The sequence below is a fragment of the Rhodococcus sp. P-2 genome (genome assembly GCF_016598535.1).
Classification (GTDB): Bacteria; Actinomycetota; Actinomycetes; order Mycobacteriales; family Mycobacteriaceae; genus Rhodococcus_F; species Rhodococcus_F baikonurensis.
The window spans coordinates 3,333,528-3,348,503 of sequence record NZ_CP066779.1 but is presented as its reverse complement, the minus strand read 5'-3'; the positions used below and the strand labels follow the sequence as shown (position 1 = coordinate 3,348,503).

Below are 14,976 nucleotides of genomic sequence, written 5' to 3'. Positions count from 1 at the left end.
AGCCATTCTGCGGCACTACCCGGGCCTTGCCGCAAGGCCCCCGGTGAGATATACATTGATAGTGGAAGGGAGTGTTGATCCTCCCTCACAGTTCCGATAACAGATCCCCCAGACTGACGGACGGCTCCCAGCCTGGTCGATGTTTGGACCCTGAACGCCGCGGGTACAGATGTAATGTCCGGTGTTCGAAAATCGGTTGCCCTCATGAACTTACGTGGATCGAGGGATTGTGAAGGCGATACTGGCAACGGCCGCAAGCATCCTTCTGGTGGTTGCCTTGGCCGTCGCCATCTTGCTGTTGCTTTCCGGATCCCCGCGCGAACGCACCTCTCACGAGCTTGCCGATACGGAGCACACGATCGGTGGGCAGCCGACCACCTGCGCCGAGTTGTTCGGCGAAACATGCAGCTTTGCTTTGCAGTCGGACTTCAACCAGTGGGGACAAAATCTCGAGAGCTTCGTCAATGCCGGGACTCTCGGTCCCTTTGCCCGCAGCATCGGCTTCGTGGCGGAGGCAAAGCTGAGCTTGCAGGCATGCGAGGTCAGCGCAACCGCTGGTCGGACGACCCTCGATTTCTACACTCTCGCCGGGATCGACCACCCCGCGGCCACGACCACAGACCTCTTCCCCTTCTGGAACGAGTCCCGCCAATTCCTCTGCCCGGTCGACAGTTTCTGAGAACGGTTGATCGCTACTTGAGACCGGACTGAACAAAAGCGTCGCGCACGTAACGCTGAAGGAATAGATAGATCAGGAAGATCGGTAGGCATGCGAGTCCGGATGCCGCCATGATGGCGCCCCAATTGTTCCCTTCGGCACCGAGGAAACTGCGGATACCGATCTGCAGCACAGAATTCGACTGGCGCATGATGAGTGCAGGCCAGAGATACTCGTTCCAGGCTGAGATGAACAGCATGATTCCCAGCGCAGCGAGAGCGGGCTTCATGTTGGGCAGCACAACCTTCCACAGCGTTGCCCATGAGTTCTGGCCGTCGATCTGACTGGCGTCCAGTAACTCCCGTGGAAATGCTTCCATGTGCTGACGCATCAGCAGAACACCGAACGCCGAGCACAGATTCGGGATCACGATGCCCGCAACGGTGTTGAGCAAACCCATCTGGGAGATGAGCAGGTAGTTGGGGATCATCGTGACCTGGAACGGAACCAGCCATGACCCGACGAAGAGCAGAAACAACGCTTGCTTGCCGAAGAAATTCCACCGCGCGAACCCGTAGGCGGCGAGGACAGCGACGAACAGTTGGCTGACCGACATGACGAACGCCATCGTGAAGGTGTTCACCATCATCGACGCCATCGGGATCGTGTTCCACACGTATCGAAAATTCTCGAGGCTGAAGGGCGAGGGGAGGGGGCTCGCCGACAGCGAATCGTCAGGGCGACGAAAGGCCGTCGCAAACAGCCAGTAGATCGGAAAAATGCTGAACACTGTCACTGCTGCGAGGACAACGTGTCCGACCACCCGGCGCGTTCGAGACCGGGGCCGGACCGGACCGTCGTTGCCCTCGCTCCGCGGGGCGAGATGCTCCACCGCCGGGGTCGCTCCGGAACCATGCGTATGGCTGGGGGCGTCGACCAGAACAAATGCCATGTCAGTTCCTAATTGTCGTAGAAGCTCAGTCGGTCCGACAGGTGGACGAAGATAACGGCGATCATTCCGAAACCGACGAAGAAGAGAGTGCCTGCAGCAGCTGAAAGTCCGGCGTCGAAGTTTTGGAAACCGAACTGGTACAACAGGTAGTAGATGTTCGTGGAGGCACCACTCGGTCCACCCTGGGTGAGAATGTCGATCACGGGATATGCCCACTGTGCACCGAGCAGAATCGTCATGAGGGCCAGAAAGACCAGAGTCGGTGAGAGTAGTGGCAATGTGATCTTTCGGGTGATGGTCGCCTCGGACGCGCCGTCGAGTGATGCCGCCGAAGCGTAGTCCGGGTTGATGCCGGCAAGGCCGGCCGAGATGACCAGCAATCCGAACCCGAGCATTTGCCAACCGACGATCACGACCACTCCGAGAAGTGCAAACTTGGGATCACGAAAGATGTTGCCCATCTCCACTCCCCACGTTGCGGCCGCCCTCGGGATGGCACCGCCGTCGGGATTGAAGAGCCAACGCCACACCGCACTGCCCGCGATCGGTGTCACCAGAAAGGGGACGAAGATCAGCGCTTGATAGATCGTCTTGGACCGTCCCGATATCCGCTTGGACACCAACGCGATGATGATCGGCAACAGTAATGAGAACAGCATGAAGGCGAGTGTGTAGACCACGGTGTTCCGCAGTGCCTGATGCAACTCGGGCAACGAGAGAACCCGCGTGTAATTATCAAGTCCTACGGATACTTTGGGAGTGGTGGGAACCATGTTCCACTTGTAGAAAGACAAGTTGACAGTCTCGCCGAGTGGTTTGTAGATCCACACGATCAACAACACCACTGCCGGCAGCAGGTACAGGTACGGCACCAAGGCGCGAGGTGCCCACCCGGAACGGGCCGGGCGCGCCGCTACGGCACGCTCCGACCCGCCGGCACTTGGAACTTCAACGAACATGTTCGAGACTCAATTCGACAGGACAGTAGCGGAACTGGACGAATCGCTCCCAGGAACCAGCTTGGAGATCGCTTCCGCGAGGTACTCGGCGCTCATTTCGTACACAGTTGCCGACTCCTCCACCGGAACAACCGTGTGCAGAACTCGATCTCGGAAGACATGGACCATGTTGAATGCCTGCGCACCGTCGCGACCGCGCATGCTGCCCTTGTTCGCGAGTAGATCCTGGGTGTAGCAGGTCGCTGACGCAACCGAGACGGGAATTCCGGCGAACGTGCAGGTGGTCGAATAGTGCAGGTGTCCGCCGAGGATGCCGCGGACATCCGTTCCCTCGAGCACAGCGGCAAGTCTGTTCTGTTCCTTGAGTTCCACCAAAGTGAGCACATCCAGAACCGACGGGACCGGCGGATGATGCAGTGCCAGAAGAGTGCCGTGTGGTGCGGGTACCGAAAGAACCTCTTCGAGCCAAGCGAGCTGTTCGTCGCTGATCAGTCCGTGATGGAACCCGGGAACCGTACTGTCCAACACGATGATGCGGAGACCGTTCACGTCGACCACCGAGTCGACGGACTCCTGTGTCGGAGCGGCATCCAACAGGCCGCTTCGGAAGGCTGGGCGTGCGTCGTGATTGCCCATGACCCAAATTACCTTTGCGCCTAGCCGTTCGGCCGCCGGTTCGACGATCCGGCGCAGCCGCACGTATGCCTCAGGTTCCCCCACGTCGGCCAGATCGCCGGTGAAGACGATAGCCTCAGGACGCTGGCCAGTCCTTTCCAGGCGCTCGAAGATGCGTGCCAGATTGGCATCGCTGTCCACGGAATCGTGGAGAAGATCTCCGTCCGTGACGAAGTGAGTGTCGCTGAGGTGCAAGATGTAGTGATCGGGTTCGCCGTACTGGGACATGAGAAATTCTCCTTCAAGTGTGTGTCAGTTGACCAGTGCGAGGTGTAGACGATCGAGTTCCGCAGAGCTCAATCCATGGGCTAGAAGGTATTCGGAGGCAGAGCCGTACGAGTTGTCGATGGACTGCAGGCTGGCCCGCATGAGCGCAGCGGGGCTCGCCCCGACCAGCTGCGCGAGATTCTCCCCGTCGCCGAAGCCGTATTCGCGCATCTTGACGGCCATGGCCGATGCCCATTCGCCGGCCAGCATGACCTCGGAGAGCGAATAGTCTGCGACGATGTCGCGGTTGTCCACGCCGACCGCAGCCAGTGCGAGCGCAACCACAAGGCCGGTGCGGTCTTTGCCTGCCGTGCAGTGCACCAGTACTGCGCTGTCGTCGGATTCTGCGATTGCGCGCACCGCGCGAGCCAACCGGACGCCGCAGTCGTCGATGACCTTTTCGTAGATTGCCGCGAGGTCCAAACTTGTCTCTCGAGTGTTTATCTCACTCTCGAAGATGGGTAGATGAAGCTGCCTCAGGTCCAGACCTTCGAGCGCGTTCGGTGCTGTGTCCAATTCTTCCTGCTCGCGCAGGTCGATGACGAATGCCAACCCTCGAGCGCGGAGAATCTCGCGGTCCGCCTGATCGAGCCGATGAAGAGCGTCGGCACGAAAGAGCTTGTTCCACTTGGTGGTGAGGCCGTCGCGGGCGGCGTATCCACCCACGTCGCGAAAGTTGTAGGTACCGTTCAGGTCGAGCCGACGATTGGCTCGCTGAACCGGAAGAGCTGTAGTCATGATTGTTCCCGATTCGGAAGTTGTATTGGCTGAAACTGGATCGGGCCGTGTCAGCCGATCAAGTCCTGAGCGCGCTGCTGTGCGGCTTGCATCGTCGACTTCGGATCCTTGCCGTAGAACACGGATTCCTCGATCGCTTGCGCGAGAATGTCGTCGACCTGAACGTAGCTGTTGCCCGGGTACGACTGCCAGGGCTGGATCGAGTCGAGTTGTTTGAGGTTGGGCGCCAGCAGCGGATTACCGTCAGCCCACGGCTTGAGTGCAGCGGGATCCTGCGTCAACGACGAACGAAGTGGCAGGTATCCGATCTTGGTGGAGATCTGGGTGTAGGCGTGATCGCTTGTCGTGAATTTGATCAATTCCCAAGCAGCGCGGGCCTTTGCAGGGTCTTGCGAGAAGACGGACAGAACCGAACCGGAGTTCGTGGGGACCGCTGCATGTCCGTCGAAGGCAGGCATCGCGGTTGCACGAAGGTCCCAACCTGCCTTGGCCGCGGAACTGACGAACATCCCCTGCAGTGCAGATGTGTTGAGATCTATGGCGATGTCACCCTTCGCGAAGCCCTCGTACTGCGTTGCCGAATCAGCGTTCACCAGTACTCCGTCCTCGTAGAGTCCACGAAGCATGGTGACAGCGGAAACTGATGCAGGCTCTCCGAATTCGACAGTCTTGCGATCTTCGGACAGCACACCGCCACCGGCCGACTTGAAGAGTGCCTGCATGCACCAACTGCCACCCTTGACCGAGCAACTGACTCCGAGCGAGGGCTTTCCCGTCTTGGCTGTCACTGCCTTCGCGGCAGTGGACACCTTGCTCCAGGTGGACAGATCGGTGTCTGCCGGGAGTCCGGCCTCGATCAATGCAGTGGAGTTGTAGAACAACGTAGGAGTGGAAAACACATAAGGAACGCCGTAGGTGTCACCGTTCCAGTCGCCGAGGGTGGCAGCTCTGGGATGGAAGGGATGGTCGCCGCCGAAGTTTGCCTGGACGGCGTCCTCGCCGACAAGTTCGTCGAGATTCCTTGCTTTCAGTGCCGTGACGGCGAAATCAAGTGTGTCGAAAGTTAATTGAGCGACATCGGGCGGTGAACCGGCGAGCATCTGTGTCTGCACGCTGCTCGCGGTACCGGAACCGGCCGCACCACCGCTCTGCGGAGGCTGTGCCTTGACGTGAATGTTCGGGTGAGCGGCCTCGAAGTCGGAGATGAGACCGGTGATGGTGTCTGTCCACAACCCTGCCTGGGCAAGGTTGTATGACTCGAAGACGATGTCGACCTGCTGGTTCGGGTCGAGTTCCGGTACCTGTACCGCGGAATCGGAACCGCCGGTGGTGGCGCCGCCCGTGGCACATCCGGCAAGGGCGAGGGATGCCGCCAAGGCTGTGGCGATCTTCCATCGTGTTTTGTGCATGACAAATCTCCTGGTGATGAAATGCAGTGGCGGAGGACGAGTTGAAGGTTCAGCTGAGAACTGATGAGTCAAGATCCAATGTTGCTGGTATGTCGAGCCATTCGAGTCGGCGTCCGCTGGCTCGGTCGAAGAGGTGAAGGTGACGCAGCTCGGCAGACAAGACTGCGGGCTGCCCCTCGCGAAGTGCGATCGGCCGCGGAGCGCGCACGCAGATCGTCGTCGAGCCGACCAGGCAGTAGGCCACCTGCTCGCTTCCGAGATTCTCCACCGAAGTGACATCGACCGTGATCTGCGCGCCCGAGCTCGAATCTGCGCCCGGATGTATCGGTGTGAGGTGCTCGGGACGAATGCCGATCACGACGTCGCGCGAATCGGACTCCCCTGGCCAGAGGGAGGCTTCGAGTCCTTCAGCTGAAACTCGCACGCTGCCGTCTGTCGAGAAGACCTTTGCATCAACGAGATTCATTGCAGGGCTGCCCAGGAATCCCGCGACGAACACCGAGGCCGGACGATCGTACACATCCTCCGGGGAGCCGAGTTGCTCGAGCTTGCCGTGGTTGAGCAGCGCGATGCGCGTCGCCATCGTCATGGCCTCGACCTGGTCGTGGGTGACGTAGACGAAGGTGGCGCCCAGCCGTCGGTGAAGGTCGGTGAGCTCACGACGGGTGGCCGTTCGGAGCTTCGCATCGAGGTTCGACAGAGGTTCGTCCATCAAGAAGGCCTTCGGATTTCGAACGATCGCGCGTCCCACCGCCACTCGCTGACGCTGGCCACCTGACAACTCCTTCGGCTTGCGCTCCAACAGATGGGCGATCTCGAGCTGCTGCGCTACCTCCTCGACACGCGCTACGGCTGCGGCCTTGTCGATCTTCTTCACCTTCAAGGGGAATCCGAGGTTCTTTGCGACGGAGAGGTGCGGGTAGAGGGCATAGTTCTGGAACACCATGGCGACGTCGCGTCGACGTGCGGGAGCGGTGGTGATGTCTTCGTCGTCGAGCAATATCCGGCCACTGGTCGGCTCGAGAAGGCCGGCGAGCATCCTCAGCAGTGTCGTTTTACCGCAACCGCTCGGTCCGAGAAGGACCAGGAAATCGCCGTCACGAACATCGATGTCGATGTTGTCGACTGCGGTGACATCTGCGAACTTTCGACTCAGATTCTCTATGCGAATCCTGCCCATTGGCTTCTCCCGATGAAATCACGTTACCCAATCGCGTCAAATTGGGGATTTTCGTTACATCGAAAGTTAGCCAGTCGAAGATGAACGGTGACCGAACGCCGTCCTAAATGTCCGTAATTCTCAGGGCAACTATTCGAGCCGGAACGTGTGGAGGACCCGAATTTCAGCTAGTGGAACCGTGATTGAGGATTCCGATCACATGCTCGAGGGTCTGGGCGGCAGCTTCCGCCGACCCACCGCGTCGTTCACTGACGGCGATCTGGAGGCCGATCAGAAAGGTCAGCTGGATGACGGTCGCCGAAGCGCCGTGCGCGCCCCACGGCCCGGATCCACCACCGAGAACCAGTCCCATGTCGGCCAGTTCCACCAGCGGCGAACGCGCGTAACCGGTCACGCCGATGACGATGGCGCCGGCCTCTTTCGCGGCATGGGCCGGTTGGAGGGTCAACGAGTTGAGCCCACTGTCACTGATCGCCAGACAGACGTCACGCGAGGTGAGGTGCCGGGCTGTCAGTTGCTGCATCACTGCATCGGTGGGGGCTTCGGCTGTGCGTCCGTTGAGGATGAACCTCACCGCTACTGCCGCTGCCGACGGTCCGGATACCCCGTTTCCCACGACGAGTACACGATCGGCGTCGGCGATGGCTTCGACTGCCCGGTCGAAAGCATCACGATCCAATGGCGTGAGTGCTCCGCCGAGATCGGCAGCAACGTCGCCGAACACCGCCTGCACCAGTCCGATGCTGTCCTTGGCGTGGGACGCATCCTGCACCCGTGATTCCGCTGCGCCGAGATCTCTGAGCAGCAGCATGCGCAGATGCTGAAAGCCTTTGAATCCGAGATTCTGACACGCTCGAATTACCGTTGCCGTCGACGTGGACGCGTGCTCGGCCACATCTGCCGCCGACCACCAGGCGAACTCCTTGGGCCGGGCTATGCAGATGTCGGCGACGCGGCGCTCGCTCGGGGCCAGGTTGGGCGCAAGCGCGCGAATCGTGGACAGCGTTCCGCCCACGGGGGGATCGGTCTGTAACTGGCTCATGTGCACTGAATAACACATGAGGGTGAACGACACTCCTCTCAGCGATTGGTACCTCGACGCGTCGTGCTGCGCCGGTGCCCGGATGTTTATGCGAATTTCGACGGGGTAGGGCCTTCTGTGTGGGAGTCCTGCCTGCGCGGGAACCCCGAGCGAAAATCCGAACGAATTGGAGGGTCAACGTGCCAGACGACAAGAGCGGCCCCAGCGAGGGCATCAAAGGCGTTGTAGAGGACGTCAAGGGTAAGGCGAAGGAAGCCGTTGGTGCGGTCTCCGGAAACGACAGTTTGACCCGAGAGGGCCGTGCTCAGCAGGACAAAGCCGAAAGCCAGCGAGAAGTCGCGAAGAAAGAGGCAGAAGCCGAGAAGGCTCGCGCTGAAGCGGCCGCGGACGAAGCGCGACAGAAGTCCGAGCAATAGCCCTGACGCACTCGTCGCCCTCGGCCTGGGATTGATCCCAGCCCGGGGGTGAGTCGTGGCTCCGCATTCAGTTTGAAATCTCTACTTACTTAGGGCGTACCAGAATTCGTGCGCCCAGCATGACGATCAAGAGGAGCTGTTCGATGCCTTCATCTCAGTCCGTCCCAGGTGCACCGGCCCCGAAAGCGCCGGACCTGAAAGAGCCGGTCAAGCCTCGACAGCCATTGCCGCCCAAGGACGACCAGCGGCAGCCGGAGGTGCGTACCGTCGCGGGTGCCGAGGAGAAGGTGAAGGGAAACGGTCGCGGCCAGCGGGGGGAGTACCTCACCACTGCAACCGGTACACGGCTTTACGAGACCGACCACTCACTCACCGCAGGCGAGCGGGGCCCGACTCTTCTCCAGGATCACCATCTGCGTGAGAAGATCACACATTTCGATCACGAGCGAATTCCGGAGCGCGTCGTCCATGCCCGCGGTGCGGCCGCGCACGGTACGTTCCTGGCCAATGGTGCAGCCGAAAACATCTGTAAAGCTTCGTTGTTCGCTTCCGGTGCCAGAACCCCGGTATTCGTACGCTTCTCCACAGTTCTGGGTTCACGCGGTTCGGCGGATACCGTCCGAGACACACGCGGCTTCGCCACCAAGTTCTACACCGACGAAGGTGTCTTCGATCTGGTGGGCAACAACATCCCGGTGTTCTTCATTCAGGACGGAATCAAGTTCCCGGACATCATCCATGCCGCTAAACCTCACCCGGACCGGGAGATTCCGCAGGCGCAGAGTGCTCACGACACCTTCTGGGATTTCGTGTCGCTGCACACCGAAGCCACGGCGCACACATTGTGGAACATGTCCGATCGAGGCATCCCGCGCTCATATCGCATGATGGAGGGCTTCGGCATTCACACATTCAGGCTCGTGAATGCCGACGGCGAGACGAATCTGGTGAAATTTCACTGGAAGCCGGCCGCTGGAGTGCATTCACTCGTGTGGGAGGAAGCGCAGATCGCCGGCGGTGTGGATCCGGATTTCCATCGCCGCGATCTTGCCGACGCCATCGAGGCGGGCGCATATCCGTCCTGGGATCTGGGCGTGCAGGTGTTCCCCGATACCGAAGACGAAATGTTCGAAGGCATAGATCTTTTGGATCCCACCAAGATCGTGCCCGAAGAACTCGCACCGGTTCAGGTCATCGGAACGATGACACTCGATGCCAATCCGACGAACTTTTTCGCCGAGACCGAGCAAGTTGCATTCCATCCGGGTCATTTGGTCCCGGGCGTCGACATCACCAACGATCGCCTCCTGCAGGCGCGTTTGTTCTCGTACCTCGACACCCAGATCACGCGACTCGGTGGCCCCAACTTCGACCAGATTCCGATCAACCGTCCTCACTCGCCCGTCAACGACATGCTCCGCGACGGCTTCCATCAGGACGGTGTGCATACCGGAGTCGCGCCGTACCATCCCAATTCGTTGGACGGCGGGTGCCCGTTCCTGGCCTCGGCGGACAGCGCGGCCTACATCGAGGTGCCCGAGGAAGTTTCAGGGCGAAAGGTGAGGCAGGCGCCGGCATCGTTCGACGACCACTTCTCGCAAGCTCGACTCTTCTATCGCAGTCTCTCCCCTGTCGAACAGGAGCACGTCGCGCAGGCGTATACCTTCGAACTGGGTAAGTGCTACGAGGAGAACATCAAGATCCGGAATCTGGGAATCTTGGCGAACATCGACGCGGGTCTCGTGGCGATCGTCGCAGGGGGGCTTGGACTTCCGGTTCCCGAACCGACGGAGCCGTTGAGTGATCCGGAGCTCAGCCCTGCGCTGTCCCAGGTCGGTGAGGAATGGCCGGTAGACGGAAGGATCATCGCACTACTGGTCGACGAGAACTCCGACCTCGAAACGGTTGTCGCCGTTCGAGACAAGATCTTCGACGCCGGTATGGTGCCGCTGATCCTCGGCCCGCACGGCGGAACCATCGGGGACGGTGACGACGCGGTGACGGTGCAGCGAACGTACCTCACAGCTCGTTCGATCGAATTCGACGCAATCCTGCTGAGCGGCGACGTTTCTCGGATCGGCGAGGGCAAGTTGGATCCACGGGTGGAGACTCTGCTGAACGAAATGTATCGTCACAGCAAGGCAATTGGTGGTTGGGGTGAGAGCATGAGTGCGCTGGCCGCCGCCGGTATCGACGAGTCTGCATTGGGAGTCGTGGTCGATGCGGACGCGGAAGGGGCCCTGGCCTCGCTGGCTCAGCTTCTGAAGACGCACCGCGTGTGGGGGCGTTTCGAGGTGCCGCCCACATCCTGAGTGCCGGCGTACGTTCGAACTTGCGGTGTGGCCGAACTGCCAATTCGGCCACACCGCAAGTTCGGCCACACCGCCGGAGTGAAGACGAGTGAAGGGACGAAACAGTGGCTCGCAAGGACTCACAACCTCAACTCAAGGATCAAGAACTCTACGAAGAGCTACGCGAGAAGGGTGATTCCAAGGAGAAGGCGGCCCGAATCTCCAATGCGGCCGCCAATCGAGGGCGGTCGAATGTCGCCAAGTCCGGCGGGCAATCCTCGCCGTACGAGGAGTGGACGGTCGACGAGCTGAAAGAACGCGCCAAGGAACTCGATCTGCACGGCTACTCGAAACTGAACAAGGGTGAGCTGATCGAGAAACTCCGAAATCACTGAGCTCCATTCTGCTCGAGTCGTATTCTGCTTGTGCAGAATACGACTCGAGCGTTCGGCTCAGTGCCCTTCTTGATCGAAGAGTTCCTGACCTTCCAGTCGCTTGACCCGACGGTGTTCCATCAAGATGGCCAGTGTCCCGACGATGAAGGACACCACGCACACGATGCCTGCAATGACTGCCCAACCGCGAAATCCGTAACCTGCTGCCACCAAGGTTAATCCGAGTGTTGCCAGGCCCAAACCGATCAGCAGGTATCCGGGATAGTTGCGGCCGTCGCTGATTGCCTCCCCGACGTGCGATCGATTGGTGTGTTCGTCATCTACCGGTGAACTCCCGCTCGCGTTGGTCACGGCACACTCCCTCCTGAGCTCATGAAGACTTGCGATTCTTCGCTCGTCGTCTGTTCACAGGGCAACTACCCGATCGACGAGTGGATGAAACGGATGGAGTAGTGCCGAAAGACGGAGAACGTCGTACGCTCGAAGTATCGGATGTGCAGGAAACCGGTGCGAGGAAGGCCTATGAAAGCGAAGCCGAATCCCGACCTATTCTCCGTAGGTACACCGACTCTCGGTGTGGAGGAGGAGTTTCTGCTCTGTGATCCCCAGACTGGGCATCCCAGCCCCCGCAATTCCGAGGTTGCTGCCGCGGGGCGAGAACTCGGTATCTCGCTGCAACTCGAACTCACGCGTTGTCAGGTGGAGACGGCCACTTCGATCGGCAGTCACATTCGTGATCTTCGTGATCAACTCTGTGAGTCCCGTGCCCTCACCGCCGATGCCGCTGCCCGCGTGGGCTGCCAACTCATCGCAGTCGGGACGCCTTTCTACGATCCACCGGTCGACGAGATCACACAGAAGTCGCGATACCAACGAATGGCCGGTCAATTCGGTGCGATCACCGAAGGTGTGATGTGTGGTTGCCATATCCACGTGGGTGTCGAAGATCGAGAACGATCGGTCCAGATCATCAATCATCTGCGTCCGTGGTTACCTACCTTGTTGGCATTGACGGCGAACTCGCCGATCAGTGCCGGACGCGATACCGGTTATGCGAGTTGGCGTTACGTTCTGTTCGGCAGGTGGCCCAGTTCGGGTCCGCCGCCCTTCTTCGAGTCCGTGGGGCACTACGAAGATGCTGTTGCAGCGATGCTGGAGACTGGGGTCATTCTCGATCCGCACATGGTCTATTGGGACGTGCGCATGTCGGATCACCTTCCCACCGTGGAGATTCGAATCAGCGACGTTCCCGCCACCGTGGAGGAGACGATGACTCTGGCCACACTGGTGCAGGCACTCGTCGGCACCGCATCCGCTGCGATCACCAAAGGTGAGGTTGCGCCTGCCGTCGATCAGGAGCTACTCCGCGCGGCTTGCTGGCGGGCGGCGCGTGACGGACTCGACGGGAGGTCGCTCGACGTCGAATCGGTACGCTTGCTGACTGCGCACCAGGCGGTTCGGCGACTGGTCGATCATGTCGAACCTGCTCTGACCGCATTCGGAGAATTCGAGCAGGTCACGGCTTCCTTGGACAAGGTCTTCAGTAACGGAAACGGAGCGATCGTGCAGCGCCGGCAACTCGCACGCCGGTCACGGGTGGCCGATGTGATCGACGAGTGCGCCCGACGCACTTTCGAAGGGTGCAGTTCGCAAGAGGTCAGTGAGCTGTAGGCAGCCGGGACCTGCAGATAACGGGGCCTACTGGAAACGGGGAGGCGTTGACTTCCAATTTCGTGCCGAGTTCACTGGAAATGAGGACTTGTCGGCTCCCCGTGCAGAGGTCATCCCGTCTGTAGGTCGCGTCGCGAGTTGCATGATGGCGAAGGGTTAGTCATGAAAAACGAATCTGGCGAGCGGGCGTCCGAGGAACCTCAGTCTGCGCGTGGAGCCGTAGGCTCGCGAGGCACGGGCTCGAATGAACCCGGAGGCGGTCCGGTAGATCGCCCTTCCGGCTCGTTTGACGACGAGGAGACGATCTCGGGGGTGGAAGGAACTGAGACGACGCCTGCCGAGCCCACCCCGTCGGAACCGGCTGTGCCGCCCTACGACGGACGTCAGTCGTCCGCAAAGAAGTCGGCCTTCAAGGAGGCCGAGAGTTCTGGTGGGCCGAACACCGGAGGGGCCGGCGAACCGGTCACCGATTCCGAGTTCAAGGCACCACCGGCGGAAGAGACTGCCGGTGGACGAACTGCATCCCCCGCGGACGAGCAACCTGCCGCGGAGACCACTGAATCGACTTCCAGCGAAAGTGGAGTGGGTCCGGCACATCAGACCGGCGTAGGGAGGAGCGAAGACAAGAGTGGCAACATATGACTGACGATCCACGTCCCGAAATTCAGTCGAACAAGGACCTCGACGCGCTGTGCCGTCGGTTGGCCACCGTGGTCGAAGAGCGTGGCCTGACAGTCGCCACAGCGGAATCGTTGACTGCCGGGATAATCGCTGCACATCTGGGGAAGGCACCGAACGCGGGATCGTGGTTTTGTGGCGGGATCGTCGCCTATACCCGAGCGGTCAAGCATTCCGTTCTTCATGTTCCTGACGGCCCGGTCGTCTGCGAGGACGCTGCACGGGTCATGGCACACAGCACTGCCACACTGTTCGGCGCGACGTTGGCACTGGCTGTCACCGGCGAAGCCGGTCCGGATACCCAGGAGAACGTTCCACCGGGAACAGTGTGGTTCGGTGTCGTCGACCATGGGACCGCGGAAACAGAGAAACAGGTTTTCTCAGGTGACCCCGAAGCAGTCCTGGGAGCGACCGTCGAGCATGCGATCCAACTACTTCTGCGTCACGGATCCGGTCGTCACACACCGATTTCGAGAGTTGGAATCTAGTCGACTATTCAGCGCTTCGAACGGTTCTTCTTGTGACGACCTGTTTGTTTCGCAGGTGCCTGCGCGGTAGGAACCAGATGACCGTCGGCCGTGTATTTTTCGACTACGAGGTTCTTGCTGACTCCTCGGTTGGCATCCACTGCGCAAGTGATTGCTTCCATGTCGGAGTTGAAAGGTTCCTCGGTCGAAGAGCCGTCGGGCATCGTGATCTTGTACCGATCCATACATCGACTATTGCGGGTTGATCCGTCTCCGACAACCCGAGTTCACGGAAAATGTAGGTCTTGGAATCAGGTGGATCAGCGGGTCCAATACTCTTCCGGACGTTGACCCGGACGGAATCCGTAGTGCTCGAGCATCGCTGTCGCTTCCGGGAAGTTGGCTGCCAAAGCTTCGGGCACATGTGCATCGCTGCCGAATGTCACCGCTTTGCCTCCCTCTTCGCTCCACCATTGGGGTATCCAGGGCCACAGCCGACGGGTGTTCATCTCGAGGGCTCGGTCGCTGTTGGCTATGGCGCGCATGGCATTTCGGAATCCCTCTTCGAATCGGCGGGGATCGAACGGTCCCGCACTTTCGGTCGGCCATGCGCGCACCGCGTAGTCGATGTGGGTGAACACTTCGAAGACACGGGAACCCGCGACCATGCGCGGAATCTCTTCGAGGTACGCCCACATGACCTCGTCGGCGTCCCAAATGCGGAACAGAGTGTTCGGTTCACTTCGATCTTCGCCGACTTCGAGCGTGTGCAAGGAACCCAATACTCGGTCGATGACACCGAGATCAAGGAGTTGCGTCGCCTGCGCTTCGTGCAGGTGCGGTTGCCCGAACTCGACTCCGGTGAGAATCTGCAATTCAGGAAAACGGTGTCGACATCGTTCGATGCTGTCGAGATAGCCGTCGAGGTCGAGGATCGGTACGCGGACGTAGCCGTCGGTGCTCAGCAGATGAATTTGATGGGGCATCAGATCTGCGGCGGTTGTGCGCCAACGAGCATCGAAGTCGAGATGTTCGGTGAACACCAACGCGGACAATCCGATTGCTTCGGCACGCGCGCAAGTCTGTTGCATTCGCCCGGAAGCGTCGGACTGTGGTCCGCCGGTGTCCCACGACCACTCGCTGTGAACATGGCTGTCCGCGGGTAGGTGCATGTTCAG

Annotated in this window: 17 protein-coding genes; 7 read left to right on the top strand and 10 right to left on the bottom strand. The window is 60.1% G+C overall.

Annotated elements, in window-relative coordinates; genetic code table 11:
* The first annotated feature begins 214 nt into the window (after positions 1-214).
* On the top strand, positions 215-679 hold the full coding sequence (locus tag I7X09_RS15955; RefSeq protein ID WP_234036589.1) for a hypothetical protein: 465 nt from the start codon (positions 215-217) through the stop codon (positions 677-679).
* Positions 680-692: 13 nt separating this feature from the next.
* Here I7X09_RS15955 and I7X09_RS15950 read toward each other — a convergent pair whose 3' ends face one another.
* The 7 genes from I7X09_RS15950 to I7X09_RS15920 all read right to left on the bottom strand — a co-directional run bounded on the left by I7X09_RS15950 (position 693) and on the right by I7X09_RS15920 (position 7,880).
* Entirely contained in the window at positions 693-1,610 is a 918-nt protein-coding gene (locus tag I7X09_RS15950; protein WP_200312974.1) for a carbohydrate ABC transporter permease, read from the bottom strand.
* Positions 1,611-1,618: 8 nt separating this feature from the next.
* Positions 1,619-2,569, bottom strand: coding sequence for a carbohydrate ABC transporter permease (locus I7X09_RS15945; RefSeq protein ID WP_200312973.1), 951 nt, complete (start codon positions 2,567-2,569; stop codon positions 1,619-1,621).
* 9 nt (positions 2,570-2,578) lie between these two features.
* Positions 2,579-3,472 (bottom strand): phosphodiesterase, encoded by an 894-nt coding sequence (locus tag I7X09_RS15940; protein WP_095971737.1) that lies wholly within the window; start codon positions 3,470-3,472, stop codon positions 2,579-2,581.
* A 24-nt stretch (positions 3,473-3,496) separates the two neighbouring features.
* Positions 3,497-4,249, bottom strand: a complete 753-nt coding sequence (locus I7X09_RS15935; RefSeq protein WP_095971738.1) for a tyrosine-protein phosphatase — start codon at positions 4,247-4,249, stop codon at positions 3,497-3,499.
* 50 nt (positions 4,250-4,299) lie between these two features.
* Positions 4,300-5,658, bottom strand: coding sequence for an ABC transporter substrate-binding protein (locus I7X09_RS15930; protein WP_200312972.1), 1,359 nt, complete (start codon positions 5,656-5,658; stop codon positions 4,300-4,302).
* 49 nt (positions 5,659-5,707) lie between these two features.
* The gene (locus tag I7X09_RS15925; RefSeq protein WP_200312971.1) at positions 5,708-6,838 is read right to left on the bottom strand and encodes an ABC transporter ATP-binding protein; all 1,131 of its coding nucleotides are present in this window, start codon (positions 6,836-6,838) and stop codon (positions 5,708-5,710) included.
* A 163-nt stretch (positions 6,839-7,001) separates the two neighbouring features.
* Positions 7,002-7,880, bottom strand: a complete 879-nt coding sequence (locus I7X09_RS15920; protein WP_095971741.1) for a MurR/RpiR family transcriptional regulator — start codon at positions 7,878-7,880, stop codon at positions 7,002-7,004.
* Between the two features lie 179 nt (positions 7,881-8,059).
* On the opposite strand from I7X09_RS15920, the gene mbp1 reads away from it, so the two are divergent.
* From mbp1 to I7X09_RS15905, 3 genes are all read left to right on the top strand, one after another.
* The gene (gene mbp1, locus I7X09_RS15915) at positions 8,060-8,296 is read left to right on the top strand and encodes a microaggregate-binding protein 1 (RefSeq protein ID WP_003943084.1); all 237 of its coding nucleotides are present in this window, start codon (positions 8,060-8,062) and stop codon (positions 8,294-8,296) included.
* A gap of 143 nt (positions 8,297-8,439) precedes the next feature.
* Positions 8,440-10,608 carry a catalase gene (locus tag I7X09_RS15910; protein WP_200312970.1) on the top strand — a complete coding sequence of 723 codons (2,169 nt, stop codon included), beginning with the start codon at positions 8,440-8,442 and terminating at the stop codon, positions 10,606-10,608.
* 104 nt (positions 10,609-10,712) lie between these two features.
* Positions 10,713-10,982: a DUF7218 family protein gene (locus tag I7X09_RS15905; protein ID WP_095971744.1), complete on the top strand. Its 270-nt coding sequence runs from the start codon at positions 10,713-10,715 to the stop codon at positions 10,980-10,982.
* A 57-nt stretch (positions 10,983-11,039) separates the two neighbouring features.
* On the opposite strand, the gene I7X09_RS15900 is transcribed toward I7X09_RS15905, so the two are convergent.
* Positions 11,040-11,333: a hypothetical protein gene (locus tag I7X09_RS15900; protein WP_095971745.1), complete on the bottom strand. Its 294-nt coding sequence runs from the start codon at positions 11,331-11,333 to the stop codon at positions 11,040-11,042.
* Between the two features lie 171 nt (positions 11,334-11,504).
* Between I7X09_RS15900 and I7X09_RS15895 the strand changes: the two genes are divergently transcribed.
* The 3 genes from I7X09_RS15895 to I7X09_RS15885 all read left to right on the top strand — a co-directional run bounded on the left by I7X09_RS15895 (position 11,505) and on the right by I7X09_RS15885 (position 13,819).
* The gene (locus I7X09_RS15895; protein ID WP_200312969.1) at positions 11,505-12,653 is read left to right on the top strand and encodes a glutamate--cysteine ligase 2; all 1,149 of its coding nucleotides are present in this window, start codon (positions 11,505-11,507) and stop codon (positions 12,651-12,653) included.
* A 312-nt stretch (positions 12,654-12,965) separates the two neighbouring features.
* Entirely contained in the window at positions 12,966-13,295 is a 330-nt protein-coding gene (locus tag I7X09_RS15890; RefSeq protein WP_234036588.1) for a hypothetical protein, read from the top strand.
* Positions 13,292-13,819, top strand: a complete 528-nt coding sequence (locus I7X09_RS15885; RefSeq protein WP_200312967.1) for a CinA family protein — start codon at positions 13,292-13,294, stop codon at positions 13,817-13,819. The genes I7X09_RS15890 and I7X09_RS15885 overlap by 4 nt, the downstream gene beginning before the upstream one ends.
* Before the next feature lie 8 nt (positions 13,820-13,827).
* Here I7X09_RS15885 and I7X09_RS15880 read toward each other — a convergent pair whose 3' ends face one another.
* Both I7X09_RS15880 and I7X09_RS15875 read right to left on the bottom strand, forming a co-directional pair.
* Positions 13,828-14,043 carry a hypothetical protein gene (locus I7X09_RS15880; RefSeq protein ID WP_095971749.1) on the bottom strand — a complete coding sequence of 72 codons (216 nt, stop codon included), beginning with the start codon at positions 14,041-14,043 and terminating at the stop codon, positions 13,828-13,830.
* A gap of 75 nt (positions 14,044-14,118) precedes the next feature.
* Positions 14,119-14,970 carry a PHP domain-containing protein gene (locus tag I7X09_RS15875; protein ID WP_166809951.1) on the bottom strand — a complete coding sequence of 284 codons (852 nt, stop codon included), beginning with the start codon at positions 14,968-14,970 and terminating at the stop codon, positions 14,119-14,121.
* Between the last annotated feature and the right edge of the window lie 6 nt (positions 14,971-14,976).